Below are 17,248 nucleotides of genomic sequence, written 5' to 3' on the forward strand. Positions count from 1 at the left end.
AATTGAACTCACTATGCACCTAACCAATATTAAAACCATAATAAAACCAAAAAATTTATCGAATCCGTTGGCTATGCTACTAGCAGGCCTGGTTATGCTTAGCGGTCAGGCCTGGGCACTTGGCGATGCAGCCGGCAACCTGCCTGCGGCGCAACAAACCCTATCCATGACCGCTGATCAAGCGACACTTAACCAACAGCAAACTTGGCAAACAGCCAACTTCAAAGCCCAGTCGCCTGCGCAATCCAAAGCTGAAAGCCTATTCGGTGAACAACTCTTTGCTGGCGGGTTTAGCGGTGTGCGTTCAGATGGTGTGAATCAAAATTACCGTGTGTTGCCCGGTGATCAAGTGATTATCCGCATTTGGGGTAATATAGAAGCCGACCGCGTCGTACCCGTGGACACCCAAGGCAATATCTTTATCCCCAGCATTGGCCCGGTTCAAGTCCTCGGTCTATCGCCTAGTCAGTTGGATGCCAAAGTCCGTGGCGCAGTAAAAAGTATTTACCGCAGTAATGTTGAAGTCTATACCCAACTGCAAGGCGTGCAGCCGGTCGGGGTTTATGTATCCGGTTACGTTGCCAATCCGGGGCGCTATGCCGGAACGCCACATGACTCGCTGCTGTTTTTTATCCACCAAGCAGGGGGCATTGACCCCAAAACCGGTAGCTTTCGTCAAATCCAAATTTTACGCGACCAACAAATCGTCACCGAGGTTGATCTCTACGACTTTATTGTTTCTGGTCAAGTGCCACAACACCAGTTTCAAGAAGGCGACGTGATTTTAGTCAAACCACAGGGCGCAAAGGTTAGTCTTCAACAAACGCAAAACAACCTAGCGCAAACGCTGCATTTTGAACTGAATAACCAACGTCTAACCGGCGTTGATTTACTGCGCTACACGCAACTGCCCAGCAATATTTCGCATATCCTAGTCAGTGGAACCCGCAACCTACTACCCTACAACGAATACCTTAGTCTCGAACAGTTTAAGACCATCACGCTAGAGCGTGGTGACGTTATTATGCCCCAAGCCGATATGCGCAATGACCAGATCATCGTCAAACTCGAAGGTAGTTTTTTAGGCCAATCCCACTTTGTTTTACCTAAAAATGCGCGACTTGCCGAATTGCTAGACAATATTCCGGTCGATGCTGACCTGACCGACATCGCCAGTATTTCGATTCGACGCCAAGCGGTAGCAGAAAAACAACGTCAATCGCTCGACGCAAGCCTGCGAAGACTAGAAACCACCTACCTAACGGCATCTTCTTCAACCCCGCAAGAGGCGGCCATTCGTGTGCAAGAAGCGCAATTGATTAGCGAATTTGTACAACGCGCCCGCCAAGTGGAACCCAATGGACGTTTAGTGGTGGCTACATCTGATGGCATTATGAATGTGCGGCTACAAGATGGCGACATCATCACCATCCCAACCCAATCTGAAGCCGTAATGACATCAGGGCAGGTACTGGTACCTACTGCGCTGGTTTATCGTCAAGGCTTTAGCGTGCAAGACTATATCGACCTATCAGGTGGGTTAACCAAACAGGCTGATTCGCGTAATATCGTGCTCATCCGCCAAAGTGGCGAAGTCATAGCTGACCGATTCGCGACTGTTTACCCGGGTGACGAGATTTTAGTGCTGCCGAAAGTACCCACCAAAAACATCCAACTGGCCACCAGCATCACCCAAATTCTTTACCAAATCGCGATCGCCGCCAAAGTCGCGTTGGACTTATAACCGATGTTAAGCCAGCGTACCCCTTGGCAAATCACGCGCAGCGTTTGGCACGCGCTGTTTCTGCGTGAAATGTTATCGCGGCTGTTTGCCAATCCCTTTTCATGGTTTTGGTTGTTTGCGGAACCTCTATTACTTGTTGCAGTTATGGTAGCCATACGCTCATTTATTAGAGCGATGGATAATATAGCCGGTGCAGACATGATTCCTTGGATGATATTAGGCCTAGTGGGTTTTTTTATGTTCCGAGACGGCATGACACGCTCAATGGAAGCAATCAGTGCCAACCAAGCTTTGTTTGCTTACCGACAAGTCAAGCCGATTGATACTGTAGTTGTGCGCTGCTTTCTTGAAGGAGTTCTTCGAACTATTGTGTTGATTATGTTGCTCGTTGGCATTGGCTTAATGGGGTACAGCATCATACCTTTTGATGCCATTCAAACTACGCTAGCATGGCTTTCACTTTGGTTGTTAGGTCTTGCGGCAGGTTTATGGTTATCGGTGCTGGTGAAGTTGATACCTGAGATAGGGAAGATTATCAGAATCATGACACTACCTTTGCTCATTCTGTCAGGTGTGATTTTACCAATTCAGTTTTTCCCTTATGCGGTTCAGCAAGTTTTGGTTTACAACCCAATTGTGCACGGTTTAGAGTTATTAAGGCTGGGGTTTTTTGAGGGCTATTGGACACTTTACCAAATAAACTTTACCTACCTTTATTACTGGATTAGCCTGATGACCGCGTTTGGCCTGCTGTTACACCTGCGCTTTGAAAAACGGTTACAAGCGCAATGATTGAAGTCAAAGGCCTGTACAAGCGTTACCACAATCACCACGGCAGTGACTGGGTGCTAAAAGACCTAAACTTCACCATCCCCAAAGGGGTGAGCGTGGGTTTAATTGGTCGTAACGGACAAGGCAAATCAACGCTCTTGCGCCTAATTGGCGGCATGGACTACCCAGAGCGGGGTGAAATCATACGGCAATGCCGCGTGTCTTGGCCCATTGGTCTGGGCGGGGGCTTTCAACCCAGCTTAACCGGGCGTCAAAACGTCAAATTCGTTACCCGAGTGCATGGCCACCCCGATATTCAGCAGATTATTGACTATGTTGAGGACTTTGCTGAAATCGGCAAAGCCTTTGACGAACCGGTCAGAACCTATTCCAGCGGCATGCGCAGCCGATTAGCCTTTGGCTTATCGCTCGCGTTTGATTTTGACGTGTATTTGTCCGATGAAGCCACCGCTGTGGGTGATGTGATTTTTAAGAAGAAAGCCACGGCCGCATTTAAAGAACGCATTGGCAAAGCCAGCATTATTATGGTGTCGCATGCCGAAGGCATTTTAAAAGAGCTGTGCCAAGCCGGTATTTGGCTTCGTGATGGCCAGGCTTACTGGTATGACGATGTACACCACGCCCTAAAAGACTACAAAGACAGTTTATAACATGACCTCAATAACTAATAAGAAACACACTATGTTAAAAAAAATCAAAAAACACCCTCTCTTTTTGGTCAGCCTAATGCTCATCCTGCTCGTCAGTGTTTATTGGGGCAAGTTTGCCACCGACCGCTATGTTTCAGAAGCAAGGGTTGTGCTTCAAAGCCCAGAAATTGCCCCCCCCAGCTTAGACTTCAGCTCCATGCTCACCGGCAACGCCGGAAACACCCGCGCTGACCTATTAATGCTGCGTGAAGTACTCATGTCGGCGGATACCCTCAAAATACTTGACCAACAGCTTAATCTACGCAAGCATTTTGCCAACACCGACATCGACTATATAAGCCGCTTGGCATCAGAAGATGTCCCCATAGAAACCTTCCACAAATACTACCTCAAACGCATAAATATTCGGCTTGATGACTATTCCGGTGTATTAATAATAAAATCTTCCGCATTTGATAAAGACACCGCCCATCAAATCACCCAGTTGTTAATTCAGCACGGCGAAGCCCATATGAACGAAATGGGAAAACGCCTAGCCTTAGAGCAGGTTAATTTTATTGAACTACAAGTGCAGGTTTTGAGCGAACGCCTTGAACAAGCGCGCAAAGACGTTATCGACTACCAAAACCGCGAAGGCATGATTTCGCCGACCGACACCGCCGGCACCTTCAGTATGCTGGTCAGCACCCTGACCACTGAGCTCGCAAAACTGAATGCAGAAAAATCGGTGCTCAGCAGCTTTCAATCAGAAACCGCACCCGACATGATTCGGCTTAATCGTCAAATTGAAGCACTAAAAAAACAAATCCAAATTGAAAGTGCCAAACTGACAGAACAAGAAGGTCGTGCACTCAATACCCTCACCGCAGAATACGAAACCCTGCTCCTCAGAGCACAATTTGCGCAACAGCTTTATTCAAATGCCATCGCCACCCTAGAAGGAACCCGTGTCGAAGCCGCGCGTAAGCTAAAACAAGTCTCGATGTTGCAATATCCCAGTTACCCGGAATACGCCATCGAACCAAAACGCCTCTACCACATCACCGTCTACAGCTTGTTTATACTCCTAGCGTCCATTATTATAGGTATGGTACAAGTCATCATTAAAGATCATAGAGATTAAAAAAAAGATAACATAGTAAGATAAAAGGTAAATTATGAAAGGCATCGTTCTCGCCGGTGGATCCGGCACACGTTTATACCCCTTAACCCGCGGCGTATCCAAACAACTGGTTCCCATTTACGACAAACCGATGATCTACTACCCGATTTCGGTTTTGATGCTCGCCGGTATCAAAGACATCCTAATTATCACCACACCGGAAGACCAAACCAGTTTTCAACGCCTATTAGGTGATGGCTCGGAGTTAGGGATTCGGTTCGAATACATTGTCCAACCCTCGCCAGACGGCTTAGCGCAGGCGTTTATTTTAGGTAAAGACTTTATTGGTGACGACGACGCCTGTTTGATTCTCGGCGACAACATCTATTACGGCCACGGTTTAGCGGAATTGACCGCCAATGCGGTTAAAAACGCCCATCAAGAAAACAAGGCAACCGTGTTTGGCTACCATGTACACGACCCAGAACGCTACGGCGTGGCGGAATTTGACTGTGATGGCAATGTGGTCAGCCTCGAAGAAAAACCCAAACAACCCAAGTCCAACTATGCGGTCACCGGTTTATATTTTTACCCCAATGATGTGGTGCAAAAAGCTGCTGAGGTTAAACCCTCGGATCGTGGTGAATTAGAAATCACCACCGTCAACCAACTGTATCTGGCAGAAGGGCGCTTAAAACTCGAAACCATGGGGCGTGGTTACGCCTGGCTCGACACCGGAACCCACGAAAGCCTGCTTGAAGCGGCTACCTTTATCGAAACCATCGAAAAACGCCAAGGCTTAAAAGTCGCCTGTTTGGAAGAAATCGCGTTTGAAATGGGCTACATCTCACAAGAACAACTGAAGGCATTAGCCCAACCCTTGCTAAAAAATCAATACGGCCAATACCTTTTAAAACGCGCGGAAGAAGGGGTTTGCTAATACAGTAGACTCGTCAAACTTGCGTTCCCACTGTCCTCAGTGGGAACGCAAGACCGATAGCGTATACAAAACCGCGCTAACTTAAACCAAGGATTTACCCCTAATTTTTAAGGTAAACAATTATGCAGTTTATTAAGCAAGCAATTGAAGACGTCATCCTAATCGAACCCAAAGTCCACGGTGATCAGCGTGGCTATTTTGTCGAAACCTTTCGCCAAGACAAATTTGAACAAGCCATCGGTTACCAAGTCAACTTTTGTCAAGATAACGAATCCAAATCTACCAAAGGCGTCTTGCGCGGTTTACATTTTCAACTCCCGCCGTTTGCGCAATCCAAACTGGTGCGCGTGATAGAAGGCGAAGTGCTCGACGTCGCCGTCGATATACGCCAAAACAGCCCAACCTTTGGACAACACGTTGCGGTGATCTTAAACGACACCAACAAACACCAACTGTTTATCCCGCGCGGCTTCGCTCACGGCTTTGTCGTGCTCAGCGACACCGCCACCTTCGCCTACAAAGTCGATAACTACTACTCACCCGAATGCGATCGCGGCATGGCTTACAACGACCCAAACCTCAACATTGACTGGCACCTAAAGCCAGACCAACTGCAACTGTCCACCAAAGACCAAAACCAACCAGGCCTGGTGGACATCAAACCCGAATCCGCCGCGTTTGATTATGGAATCAATTTGTATGTCTAAGACTATTTTAGTAACCGGAAAAAACGGTCAACTTGGCCAGTCATTGCAAAAAATAGTGAACGATGATGCGCAATACGACTTCACCTTCGTTGGCCGTGACCAACTCGACCTCGCCAGCCCGAAAAGCATCAGCGACTTCTTCAAAAACAAACAGTTTGACGTCATTATCAACTGCGCCGCCTATACCGCGGTAGATAAAGCCGAATCCGAACCCGAGCTGGCCGATCAAATAAACCACCTCGCGGTTAAACAACTGGCCGACATCGCCAAAGCGAACGACAGCGCGCTGATTCACATCAGCACCGATTACGTGTTCGATGGACAAAACCATCGTCCCTACATTGAAACCGACCCCGTTGCGCCACAAGGCATCTACGGCGCCACCAAACTCAAAGGCGAGCAGGCCTGCATAAGCGTAAACCCAAAAGGCGCGCTGATCCGCACCAGCTGGGTCTATTCAGAATTCGGCAACAACTTCGTCAAAACCATGCTCCGCCTCGGCGCAGAACGCGACAGCCTAAACGTCATATACGACCAAGTCGGCAGCCCGACCTATGCCGCAGACCTGGCAAGTGCTATTCTGACAATGGTTGATAACTCAGAAAGAAATCGTTCCCAAGTTAAACTTGGGAACGAGGGCAAACACAAGGGCATTGAAATTTATCATTACAGCAACGAAGGCGTCTGCGCTTGGTACGACTTTGCTAAAGCCATTTTTGAACTCAGCCAAACAGCCTGCCAAGTCAACCCCATTGAAACCAAAGACTACCCAACCCCCGCCAAGCGCCCACATTACAGCCTAATGAACAAAGCAAAAATTAAAACGGATTTTGGCCTAACCATACCCTATTGGCGATATTCGTTAATCCATTGTTTAACTGAATTGAAAAAACAAAGAGCATTTTTATGATACTAAACACTCAAAATTCAAAACTCAAAATCCTAGTAACCGGCGGCGCCGGCTTTATCGGCAGCGCAGTCGTGCGTCACCTAATCAACGACACCGAACATCACGTCGTAAACCTCGACAAACTGACCTACGCCGGCAACCTAGAATCGCTCAAAACGGTTGATCAAAACCCACGCTACGCCTTCGAACAAGTCGATATTTGCGATGCCACCGAACTCAAACGCGTATTCAGCCAACACCAGCCAGACATCATCATGCACCTAGCGGCGGAATCCCACGTTGACCGCTCGATAGACGGTCCGGGCGAATTTATCCAAACCAACATCGTCGGCACCTACACCTTGCTCGAACAAGCCAGAGCCTATTGGGCAGGCCTGCAAGGCGACAAAAAAGCCAACTTCCGTTTTCACCACATATCCACCGACGAAGTCTACGGCGACCTCCCACACCCTGAAGAGCAGACGGGTGAATTGCCGCTCTTTACAGAAACCACCGCCTACGCCCCAAGTTCACCCTACAGCGCATCAAAAGCCGCCTCGGATCATCTAGTGCGCGGATGGCTAAGAACCTATGGCCTACCAACCCTAGTCACCAACTGCTCTAACAACTACGGCCCATACCACTTTCCAGAAAAACTGATTCCATTAGTCATCCTTAACGCACTAGAAGGCAAGCCTTTACCCATCTACGGCAAAGGCAACCAAATCCGTGATTGGCTGTATGTCGAAGACCACGCCCGCGCACTCGTCGTTGTCGCCACACAAGGTAAACTAGGCGAAACCTACAACATCGGCGGCCACAACGAAAAACAAAACATCGAAGTCGTAAAAACCATCTGTGATATTTTAGACGAGGTCATGCCACCAGCAGATAGAAACCTCAAAGGAAAAGATGGCTCACCACTCACCACTCACCACTCACTACTTTCTTTCGTAGCCGACCGCCCCGGCCACGACATGCGCTACGCCATCGACGCCAGCAAAATCAAAAAAGAACTCGGCTGGACACCACAAGAAACATTTGAAACCGGCATACGTAAAACCGTACAATGGTATCTTGACAACCAAGCCTGGTGCCAACACGTTCAAGACGGCAGCTACCAACGCGAACGCTTGGGTGAAAAACACTAAATGGAAAACAACATGGCTACAACAAAAAATATTTTAGTATGGCAAAGTTCAGCCGTTGAATGTGAACAACTCGCCGCGTTAACCTATAACAAAATAAACATCATGCTGATCGAACATGATCACGACTTTATAGCCCATGCTGAGCCCAATACCCTTTGGGTTACCCCAACGTTGACAACAGAGCAATGGAAAGCCTTGTCCAGCTCGCTGTCTGATCACCCCGATGCCATGCTCCATCTGATCTACGAGCAACCCACAATGGCGTTAGCGGCAGAAATAGAAAGCGCACAAAACTTAAAACAAGCTCAAACATTGTGGTTACAACACACCAAACAACTGATCCAGTTTTTTAAACAGCATCGCAAGCAATGTCGTTTAATCAATGCCGCGGTGCTTTATAACCAACAAGAGCCGTTTTTTGACTATTTGACTGAAAACCTTATCAGCCTTAGCGGGGCAGAGCAGCTCTGCTCAATGCCGGATTTTGCAGAAAACCACGCGGCACGAATCAGTTATATCATTGCCAACCAACTACTGACGCAAACCCACCAATCCATTAAAATACTCCAAGAGCTTGAAGCCTGCACTCATCTAAGCGCACAGCCTGAACAAAATTTAACCGCACTACAAAAAGTGTTCAGCCAGGTGATCAGCCTGTTTTCACAACAACAAACAGACACCCAAGCACGGCACCAAGCCGAGCAAATAGCGCAGCAAACCCAGCAACAAGTTAAAGACTTGAGCGCACAAAAACAAACCCTAGAAAACAAACTAACCAGCAGTGAACAAGAAAATACCCTATTGATCGAACAACTACATCAAGTTCAAGAACAATTAGAACAAACTTACCAACAAGCGAATCAGGATAAGAACGCTATCCTAAAGCATGAGAAAGAAGCTGCGTACCAACAAAATACACTAAAACAGCTCACCGAAAAACTAGCGCAAACAGAAAAGGCACACCACCAACAAACCGAGCAACAAACCCAAGCACGGCACCAAGCCGAGCAAATAGCGCAGCAAACCCAGCAACAAGTTAAAGACTTGAGCGCACAAAAACAAACACTAGAAAACAAACTAACCAGCAGTGAACAAGAAAACGAATTGATTATTGAACAGCTACACCTTGTTCAAGAACAGCTTGAAATACAAATCCATCAAAACCAAGGTCTGCAAATTGAACAACAGCAACAACAAAGTTTAAATTCCAGCCTAAATCAAACGATCGAACAACAAGAGTCGCGTATCAACTGGCTAATCCGTCAAGCCAATAAAAATGCAAAACAGCTTCATAAAGCCAGTTGGAGCCACAGAAGAAGACTCAACAAATCCGCCGCACAAATCAAAGCCACCGACCTATTTGATGCAAACTGGTATCTAGCCCAATACCCGGATATCGCCAAAACCACACTCGACCCGGCGTTACATTATCTTATCTACGGTGCAAACGAAGGCCGTAACCCATCGGCAAAATTCAACACCTTGGACTACCTTACGGAATACGCCGATGTCGCGCTTGATGGTGCCAACCCATTGATACACTTTATCAAGTTCGGCCAGTACGAAGGGCGCAAACCGGACCCTTTACAAAAACGCCTTCCTGCGCCCAATAATGTGTAACCTAAGCAAGGATAAAAAATGAGGCTGACACCCCATTACCAAACCGTGATAAAAAACACCTTCTTAGATGTTTTTAAACAAGGCGAAATCTACCTGTTTGGCAGTCGGGTAGACGACACCAAAAAAGGCGGAGACATAGACCTGTTTATTCACGTAGAAGACAGCGCCGACCTTTTTGAGAAAAAAATAACCTTCCTAGCGAAACTTAAGCGACAACTGGGCGATCAAAAGATCGACATAGTGTTTGCAAAAGACGAGAATCGATTGATAGAACAAGAAATAAAAAAATGTCGAATAGCCCTGTAATTTACCAACAAAAACTCCTCGATAACCTAGCAGAATCAAAAAAACACCTGCTGCGGCTAGAAAACGCCATCCAAGCGTTGGAAAGTCGTGTTCATTTTCCGATAACGCAAACTGATTACACCCACATACTTCAAAGTGTCGAGCTTTTAGCTTACAGTGATCAAATTATCTACCGATTTTCAAAATTGCAAGACACCATAGGTGCAAAGCTATTTAAATCCGTTCTCTTGTACGAAGGTGAAAACGTCAACCGACCCTTTTTAGATATATTAAATCGACTAGAAGCGATGGACATAATCAACATCGAAAGCTGGTTTGAAATCAGAGAACTCAGAAATGAAATCGCCCATGATTATGACGAACACGACGAAACAGCTATCAAGCTGCTTAACGCCATCCTAAAACGTAAAAAAGAGTTAAAAAACACATTAAAATCCATAGAAAACCTACTCAATTTATAAAATACATGACACTGCATTGCGTAAAAATACAAATAAAAAAATCACCTGAAACTCGAATATTTTGATAACATTATCAACCCTAAATGTTTACACAAATGAAAACGGATAAGTGAACCCAACACCATGCAAACCACAAACATCATCTACATCGGTACCGGCGAACTCAGCCCCGCAGACCTAACGGCTTATCCAGCAGAACACGTCCACCTTATCGATGCCCATGAAGACGTGGTGGCGCAGCTTAAAGCCCAGTTTGCGCAACAAGAACATGTACACATCCACCAAGCCGCGATCGCAGCCGAGCAGGGCGCGCGCACCTACACCAGCCAAAACCTGCCCGAACTCAACGGCCTAGAAAACCCCGCCGGCCTCAAACAACTATACCCCGGCCTCAAACAACTCGACAGCCAGACCCTACAAACCCAAACACTCGACAGCCTGCTCGCGCAACTCAACCTAAGCGCAGACCAAGCCAACCACCTGATCATCGACCTCCCGCTGCAAGCCGACGAAATGATCCGCGCGCTCAGTCAAACCGCGCACAAAACCGCAATCCAAACCCTAACACTCGTCCTCAGTGCGCACCCGCTGACCGACCATGAGCCGACAAACACCCAACGCCAAGACCAGCTCAACCAAATCGGCTACCAACTCAGCGCCCAAGACGACAGCAACCCGGATTTTATCCGCCTAACCCTAGAAAAAACCCCACTATTCGACGCACTAAACCAAGCACAAACAGCGAATCAAACGCTTACCGCTGAATCGCAAGCCTTGAAACATGCCAAACAATACGCCGATGAATGCATCGCTAACCAATCAAAACAAACCCAAGCGTTGAAAACCCAACTCGCGGAAAAAGACCAGCACCTTGCTGCCAAAGACCAAACCGTCGCAGACCTAACCGCACAACTGGCGAACAAAGACACCGCCCTAACCGACGCAAACAACCAACTCAAAGCCGAAGCCGAGCAAGCCGCCAACCTAAAACAACAGCGTGACCAAATCACCGCTGAGCGTGATACCGCACGCAAACAAACCCAAGAACACACAGCCAAAATAGAACAACTGCAAAAAGACCTCGCAGACCACCAGGCCTGGTTAACCGAAAGCAAACAACAAACAGAAACAGCGCAACAAAACGCAGAAAAACAAACCCAAGCGTTGAAAACCCAACTCGCGGAAAAAGACCAGCACTTTGCTACCAAAGACCAAACCGTCGCAGACCTAACCGCACAACTGGCGAACAAAGACCAAGCCCTAACCGACGCAAACAACAAACTCAAAGCCGAAGCCGAGCAAGCCGCTAACCTAAAACAACAGCGTGACCAAATCACCGCTGAGCGTGATACCGCACGCAAACAAACCCAAGAACACACAGCCAAAATAGAACAACTGCAAAAAGACCTCGCAGACCACCAGGCCTGGTTAACCGAAAGCAAACAACAAATAGAAACAGCGCAACAAAACGCAGAAAAACAAACACAAGCGCTGCAAACCCAATTGGCGGAAAAAGACCAGCACCTTGCCGCCAAAGACCAGTCCGTCGCAGACCTAACCGCACAACTGGCGAACAAAGACCAAGCCCTAACCGACGCAAACAACAAACTCAAAGCCGAATCCGAGCAAGCCGCCAACCTAAAACAACAGCGTGACCAAATCACCGTTGAGCGTGACAGCGCACGCAAACAAACCCAAGAACAAACAGCCAAAATAGAACAACTGCAAAAAGACCTTGCAGACCACCAGGCCTGGTTAACCGAAAGCAAACAACAAACAGAAACAGCGCAACAAAACGCAGAAAAACAAACCCAAGCGTTGAAAACCCAACTCGCCGAAAAAGATCAGCAGCTTGCTACCAAAGACCAAACCGTCGCAGACCTAACCGCACAACTGGCGAACAAAGACACCGCCCTAAATGAAGCACAGAACAAAATCAAGGTCAAAGACGAAGCGCAAGCAGGCCTGCAAGCTCAACTCGCGGAAAAAGACCAACAACTCACCGAGCAAATTCAACAAAAAAACCAAAAAGCAGACGAACTCGACGCGCTGCTCAAAAAATTCGAACGCCAAAACCAAGAACTCCAAGACACCAAAAAGCGCCAACAACTGCTCGATGCCGAACTCATTCGCGCCGAAGCGCAAATCGAAATCATCAAACAACTGCTCATAAAGCAATAAACCATGACAGCCACCCAACACGCCGCCTACGTACCGCAAAGCCTCGTGATTCATCACGAATCGAAAACCCCGGGGCGTGGCCAATACATCCAACAAAACCGCCAAATATTCTACGAACGCTGGCACAAACAACTCAAACCCGATGATCAACAGCATTACCAACAAGACGGCATGATACCCGCAGACATCAAGCGCGATCATTCCGACAAACCGAATATCAGCGCCATCAAAATCAGCGCCAAGCCAAAACAATAACCGGAAACAGGGCAAAATACGAGGGTTAACACCGTGACAACACCAGAACCGACATTATTACAGCAAGCGAATAAAGCGTATAGGGAGAAGGATTATCCGGAAGCCTTGGGTCTATACAAAAAAATTATTGAACAAAGTCCTGAAATGAAGTCGGTAGTCTCTTTTAACCTTGCTAATGCGGAGCGCAAGCTAACTAATAGTAAAGTTAATGAGCCGAATACGCCTCTTAAATCAAAACCGCAAAAAGTAGATGAAACGCAATCTACTAAATTTGATCCTGAATATTATCTGGAGCACAATCCTGATGTAAAAGCAGCGGGAATGGATCCAGAGCAACACTACTTTTCAAATGGAGAGAAAGAGGGTAGACAACCCAATCGTTTTTTTGATCCAATATTCTATTTGCGTTTGAATGCTGATGTACGCCATGCAAAAATTTCACCGTTTGCGCACTTTTGCCAAAATGGTGCGAAAGAAAAGCGTTTGACAGCAAAACCATGCCTTTTAAGCGCCATAAAAAAGTCAGCAAAGAAAAAACCTCTTTTATTTGTAGGACACGATGGTATTCAAGCTGGCGCACAAGTTGTGTTACTAGAGACCGTAAAATGGTTTGCACAATCAACTGACAGAAACATAAAAGTCTTGGTATTGTCCCCTGGGCCAATGGCTGATCAGTATGCTTTATATTCTGACGTATATGTTATTAAAAATGCAGAAGTTGATGACAAAAAGGCACTTACTGAATTCTTGAAAGATGATTTTGAATTTGTTTTTCTCAGTACAGTTGTTTCGGGTCGATTTATTTCTGTTTTAAAACAGTTAAACAAAAAAATCAACGCACCATTCATCGCCAACATACACGAAATGGAACAAGTTTTAGAAATCTTTAAGGAAGAACTTAAACAGCTTATACCTGTCGTTGATTTATGGATATCTGGCTCACCAGAAACGACAAAAGTACTACACGAAAAATACAACCTACCTAAAAACAAATTAGAGACCGTGACAGCTTTTGTAAATCCTGTTACAACCCTGCAAGCCGATAACTCAGACTTAAAAAACAGCGCCAGAAAAGAACTTGGCCTTAAAGTAAATGACTTTGTTTTGATGGGCTGTGGCACTGTCTATTGGCGAAAAGGACCAGACCTTTTCTTAGAAACCGCACGCGATTTATTGAAACGGAATATCAAAAACCTAAAGTTTATATGGATAGGCGAAGGTAAAGATAAAAAAGCCTTACAAGAAAGCCTTACAACCGAAGAAGAGAAACAGATCAAGTTTGTAGGCCATAAAAGCAACGCTAATGAGCTATTTGCAGCAGCAGACCTGTTTTTTCTCTCTTCGAGAGAAGACCCATTTCCACTTGTAGTACTTCACGCCGCACAGTTCGCTATACCTAGTTTATATTTCAGCGGCACAACGGGCATAGCGGACTTTTTACAACAAGACGCGGGAGTACCGATTGAAAATCTATCGCCAAATCAAGCAGCGGATTGCGTATATAACTTAGTTCAGCACCCTGAAAAACTTCAGACACTTGGGCAGGCAGCTAAAACAAGACTTTTTAATCAATACACCACCGATATTAAGATGCTTCAAGTATTCAGTGCATTAATTGAACACGATGTATATAAGCCATCAGTGAGCGTGATCATCCCTTTTTACAACCATGAAAAGTTTTTAAAAGAACGTATTGATAGCATTACAAATCAACCGGTTAAAGACATAGAAGTACTGTGCCTTGATGACTGCTCGACAGACAACTCGGTCGAAATAGCCAAACAATACCTACATGATCCAAGGATTACCCTCCATTTAAATGAAATAAACTCAGGTAGCCCTTTTAAACAATGGCAAAAGGGGATTGCGCTTGCGAAAAGTGACGTGGTTTGGATTGCCGAAGGTGATGATGCATGTAGCCCAAATTTTTTACAAGAACTTTTGCCCGCCTTTGATGATCCATTTGTCAATATAGCTTACGCAAGTTTTAAAATGATTGACGAGAAAAGTCAAATAAAAAAAGACGCATTTAAACCCTATTTTGATATGGTTTCACCCACAAAATTCACCCAACCCTATGTGAATACAGGCATTAAAGAGATTCAAGAGCATTTTGCAGCTTACCAAACCTTAATTAATGCCAGTGGTCTACTTGTACGGAAATCCTCATTTGGTCAAACGCTAGAACAAGCCACGTCGCATAAAATGTGTGGCGACTGGTTAATTTACTTAGAGTGTCTAAAAAACGGCAAAATAGCATATAACCCCAAAGCCGTGAATTATTTTAGACGACATGGTGCTTCACAAGTGGTCAAAATTGAAGGCACTGAGCAATATTTTAAAGAGCGTTTTGAAGTGCTAAATTATGTTGTCTGTAACTTTAGTATAGAGAAAAGACAGCTTTTAAATTCAATTCAATCTACGAAAAAAGAATGGTTTAGATTCAAGCATAAACATAATGATAAAAAATTTGATGATGTCTTTGATCGAAAGGCAATTATAAGCAGTCATAAAACGAAAAAGATAAATAAAAACATAAACTTGCTTGTTGTCGTAAGTGACCTGTCGCCTGGTGGTGGACAGTTATTTTCAATTAGGTTAGCAAATGCTTGGAAAAAAAGCGGTAAAAACACAGTTCTTGTAAATGTAGGACATCACCCAACGCATGATCAAGTAAAAGTAAAAATTGACGCAAACGTCCCCTTTTTTAATTCGAGTGAAATTGAATTAGATGAGATTTGTGAGATTTATGACATCGATATCATCCATAGTTCAATTTGGTGGTCAGATAAATATGTGCATGAAAACTACAATAAATTACCAGACAAAGTACGCTGGGTTCTATCGATGCACGGTTGTTATGAAAATTTAATTGAGTCAAAAGATCTTGACAGTTCTTTTGGAGAGTATTTTGATAGCATGCTGATGGAAGTCGATTATTGGGCTTATACAGCTGAAAAAAACATGAAAGTGTTTGATAAATATTACTACCCAGAGAACTTGAGCAAGGTTTTAAATGGTTATGAACCAGAGAAACCGCTACCACTTAATAAACATGAGTTATGTATAAGGGAAAATTCTACAATTGTTTGTTTAGCGAGTAGAGCGAATGAAGATAAAGGATGGTTTGTTGCGGTTGGGGCTGTAGAACAACTCAATAATCAGGGTGTTATGGTTGATCTGCTATTAATTGGAGAAGGTCCGGCAGCGGATGAATTAAAGAATCAGAACCTACCTAATTACATTAAATTTTTAGGTCAAGTTTCAAATTTGCAGGATTTCATCTCAATAACTGACATAGGTTTGTTACCTACAATGTTTATCAGTGAATCAATGCCATTAGTTTTGATCGAGTTTATGGCGCAAGGTAAGCCGATCGTATCAACCGATGTTGGAGAGATTCAAAACATGACCCAAGATCATGAAGGTAATGCATCCATCATTATGAATTTGCAAAATGGAAAAGTAACATCACAACAAGTCTCAGAATCGATAGAAAAAATAATAGTTGACCAGCAACTAAATACCCAACTTCAAGAAAACTCATTAAGACGATTCCAGTTTTTTTCAATGGATGTCATGTTACAAAATTATACAAAAATCTACAAAAATGTTTTAGGTGAAAAGTTATGATAGTAGGAAGTGGTCAGATCGCCACCATATTTAAAAACGATGCAAATCAAGATAAATACAAAGATGTCTGCATTTTTGCCAGCGGTGTAGCAAATTCAAATTGTACTGATCCCAATGCATTTCTAAGAGAAGAAAAATTACTTTTAATAAGCTTAAGCGAATGTCAAAATAAGAAATTTGTTTATTTTAGCAGCTGTGCGCTTTCGGCAACTGAATATCCAAAAAATGATTATTACAACCATAAATTTAAAATGGAACAGCTAATAAAAAATAATGCTGAAAATTTTTTAATATGCCGGGTACCGCAATTGTTTGGTGATTTAAAAAAGCATGGCACTTTAATTAATTTCATATACAATTCCATAGTAAATAATGAAGAGTTCAATGTTTACAGTGATGCTTACAGGTACGTTATCGATATTGATGACGTTAAGAGATTTGTTGATGCTTACTTAAATGACCACAAAGAGCCTACTGTGATTGATTTGGGTAACCCTTTTAGATACAGAGTTTTAGACTTAGTTAAAACGTTTGAGGATGTTACGGGTATTAAAGCGAAATATAAGCTTATTGAAAAATCAGATAGTTATATTCTTCAGTTTGAAGAAATCAAAAACTTTGTGAAAACTAAAAAAATAAACACTGTATTTGGTGAAGATTATTTTTTAAAAAAAATTAGCTTAAGGATTAATGATAGTCGTATTATTTGAGACCTTTGCACGAGAAAAGCCTGCCAACTCACTAAAAATCTGCAGGTTTTCATGTGCTAATGTAAAATAGCAACCTACTATTATCACATTACTATTACGCTATTACT

At 44.5% G+C, this 17,248-nt stretch carries 15 protein-coding genes; all 15 read left to right on the plus strand.

Features of this window, described 5'->3' with window-relative positions; all coding sequences use genetic code 11:
- Nucleotides 1–13 precede the first annotated feature (13 nt).
- The 15 genes from JX580_RS05030 (at nt 14) to JX580_RS05100 (ending at nt 17,141) form a co-directional block, all read left to right on the plus strand.
- Nucleotides 14–1,744, plus strand: a complete 1,731-nt coding sequence (locus tag JX580_RS05030; protein ID WP_248851707.1) for a polysaccharide biosynthesis/export family protein — start codon at nt 14–16, stop codon at nt 1,742–1,744.
- Nucleotides 1,745–1,747: 3 nt separating this feature from the next.
- A complete protein-coding gene (locus tag JX580_RS05035; RefSeq protein WP_248851708.1) occupies nt 1,748–2,536 on the plus strand; it encodes an ABC transporter permease in 789 nt (262 codons plus the stop codon).
- On the plus strand, nt 2,533–3,186 hold the full coding sequence (locus JX580_RS05040; protein WP_248851709.1) for an ABC transporter ATP-binding protein: 654 nt from the start codon (nt 2,533–2,535) through the stop codon (nt 3,184–3,186). The genes JX580_RS05035 and JX580_RS05040 overlap by 4 nt, the downstream gene beginning before the upstream one ends.
- A 31-nt stretch (nt 3,187–3,217) precedes the next feature.
- Nucleotides 3,218–4,309 carry a hypothetical protein gene (locus JX580_RS05045; protein ID WP_248851710.1) on the plus strand — a complete coding sequence of 364 codons (1,092 nt, stop codon included), beginning with the start codon at nt 3,218–3,220 and terminating at the stop codon, nt 4,307–4,309.
- Nucleotides 4,310–4,343: 34 nt separating this feature from the next.
- A complete protein-coding gene (rfbA, locus tag JX580_RS05050; protein WP_248851711.1) occupies nt 4,344–5,228 on the plus strand; it encodes a glucose-1-phosphate thymidylyltransferase RfbA in 885 nt (294 codons plus the stop codon).
- 122 nt (nt 5,229–5,350) lie between these two features.
- Nucleotides 5,351–5,935 carry a dTDP-4-dehydrorhamnose 3,5-epimerase gene (gene rfbC, locus JX580_RS05055; protein WP_248851712.1) on the plus strand — a complete coding sequence of 195 codons (585 nt, stop codon included), beginning with the start codon at nt 5,351–5,353 and terminating at the stop codon, nt 5,933–5,935.
- Nucleotides 5,928–6,845 (plus strand): dTDP-4-dehydrorhamnose reductase, encoded by a 918-nt coding sequence (gene rfbD, locus JX580_RS05060; protein WP_248851713.1) that lies wholly within the window; start codon nt 5,928–5,930, stop codon nt 6,843–6,845. Before rfbC ends, rfbD begins: the two co-directional genes overlap by 8 nt.
- The gene (gene rfbB / locus JX580_RS05065; RefSeq protein WP_248851714.1) at nt 6,842–7,975 is read left to right on the plus strand and encodes a dTDP-glucose 4,6-dehydratase; all 1,134 of its coding nucleotides are present in this window, start codon (nt 6,842–6,844) and stop codon (nt 7,973–7,975) included. Before rfbD ends, rfbB begins: the two co-directional genes overlap by 4 nt.
- A gap of 12 nt (nt 7,976–7,987) precedes the next feature.
- Nucleotides 7,988–9,595, plus strand: a complete 1,608-nt coding sequence (locus JX580_RS05070; protein ID WP_248851715.1) for a hypothetical protein — start codon at nt 7,988–7,990, stop codon at nt 9,593–9,595.
- A gap of 18 nt (nt 9,596–9,613) precedes the next feature.
- Nucleotides 9,614–9,901: a nucleotidyltransferase domain-containing protein gene (locus JX580_RS05075; RefSeq protein ID WP_248851716.1), complete on the plus strand. Its 288-nt coding sequence runs from the start codon at nt 9,614–9,616 to the stop codon at nt 9,899–9,901.
- Nucleotides 9,883–10,362 carry a hypothetical protein gene (locus JX580_RS05080; RefSeq protein ID WP_248851717.1) on the plus strand — a complete coding sequence of 160 codons (480 nt, stop codon included), beginning with the start codon at nt 9,883–9,885 and terminating at the stop codon, nt 10,360–10,362. Before JX580_RS05075 ends, JX580_RS05080 begins: the two co-directional genes overlap by 19 nt.
- A 123-nt stretch (nt 10,363–10,485) precedes the next feature.
- The gene (locus JX580_RS05085) at nt 10,486–12,543 is read left to right on the plus strand and encodes a hypothetical protein (protein WP_248851718.1); all 2,058 of its coding nucleotides are present in this window, start codon (nt 10,486–10,488) and stop codon (nt 12,541–12,543) included.
- Between the two features lie 3 nt (nt 12,544–12,546).
- Nucleotides 12,547–12,798, plus strand: a complete 252-nt coding sequence (locus tag JX580_RS05090; protein ID WP_248851719.1) for a glycosyltransferase family 2 protein — start codon at nt 12,547–12,549, stop codon at nt 12,796–12,798.
- 33 nt (nt 12,799–12,831) lie between these two features.
- Nucleotides 12,832–16,431: a glycosyltransferase gene (locus JX580_RS05095; RefSeq protein WP_248851720.1), complete on the plus strand. Its 3,600-nt coding sequence runs from the start codon at nt 12,832–12,834 to the stop codon at nt 16,429–16,431.
- Nucleotides 16,428–17,141, plus strand: coding sequence for a sugar nucleotide-binding protein (locus JX580_RS05100; RefSeq protein ID WP_248851721.1), 714 nt, complete (start codon nt 16,428–16,430; stop codon nt 17,139–17,141). The genes JX580_RS05095 and JX580_RS05100 overlap by 4 nt, the downstream gene beginning before the upstream one ends.
- The last annotated feature ends 107 nt before the right edge of the window (nt 17,142–17,248 follow it).

It is taken from the genome of Thiomicrospira microaerophila, assembly GCF_023278225.1.
In the GTDB taxonomy this organism is placed as follows: Bacteria; Pseudomonadota; Gammaproteobacteria; order Thiomicrospirales; family Thiomicrospiraceae; genus Thiomicrospira; species Thiomicrospira microaerophila_A.

Excerpts from the sequence above, each read along its gene's own strand:
- JX580_RS05030 (WP_248851707.1), top strand. The coding sequence starts at position 14 with ATGCACCTAACCAATATTAAAACCATAATAAAACCAAAAAATTTATCG.
- JX580_RS05035 (WP_248851708.1), top strand. The coding sequence starts at position 1,748 with ATGTTAAGCCAGCGTACCCCTTGGCAAATCACGCGCAGCGTTTGGCAC.
- JX580_RS05040 (WP_248851709.1), top strand. The coding sequence starts at position 2,533 with ATGATTGAAGTCAAAGGCCTGTACAAGCGTTACCACAATCACCACGGC.
- JX580_RS05045 (WP_248851710.1), top strand. The coding sequence starts at position 3,218 with ATGTTAAAAAAAATCAAAAAACACCCTCTCTTTTTGGTCAGCCTAATG.
- rfbA (WP_248851711.1), top strand. The coding sequence starts at position 4,344 with ATGAAAGGCATCGTTCTCGCCGGTGGATCCGGCACACGTTTATACCCC.
- rfbC (WP_248851712.1), top strand. The coding sequence starts at position 5,351 with ATGCAGTTTATTAAGCAAGCAATTGAAGACGTCATCCTAATCGAACCC.
- rfbD (WP_248851713.1), top strand. The coding sequence starts at position 5,928 with ATGTCTAAGACTATTTTAGTAACCGGAAAAAACGGTCAACTTGGCCAG.
- rfbB (WP_248851714.1), top strand. The coding sequence starts at position 6,842 with ATGATACTAAACACTCAAAATTCAAAACTCAAAATCCTAGTAACCGGC.
- JX580_RS05070 (WP_248851715.1), top strand. The coding sequence starts at position 7,988 with ATGGCTACAACAAAAAATATTTTAGTATGGCAAAGTTCAGCCGTTGAA.
- JX580_RS05075 (WP_248851716.1), top strand. The coding sequence starts at position 9,614 with ATGAGGCTGACACCCCATTACCAAACCGTGATAAAAAACACCTTCTTA.
- JX580_RS05080 (WP_248851717.1), top strand. The coding sequence starts at position 9,883 with ATGTCGAATAGCCCTGTAATTTACCAACAAAAACTCCTCGATAACCTA.
- JX580_RS05085 (WP_248851718.1), top strand. The coding sequence starts at position 10,486 with ATGCAAACCACAAACATCATCTACATCGGTACCGGCGAACTCAGCCCC.
- JX580_RS05090 (WP_248851719.1), top strand. The coding sequence starts at position 12,547 with ATGACAGCCACCCAACACGCCGCCTACGTACCGCAAAGCCTCGTGATT.
- JX580_RS05100 (WP_248851721.1), top strand. The coding sequence starts at position 16,428 with ATGATAGTAGGAAGTGGTCAGATCGCCACCATATTTAAAAACGATGCA.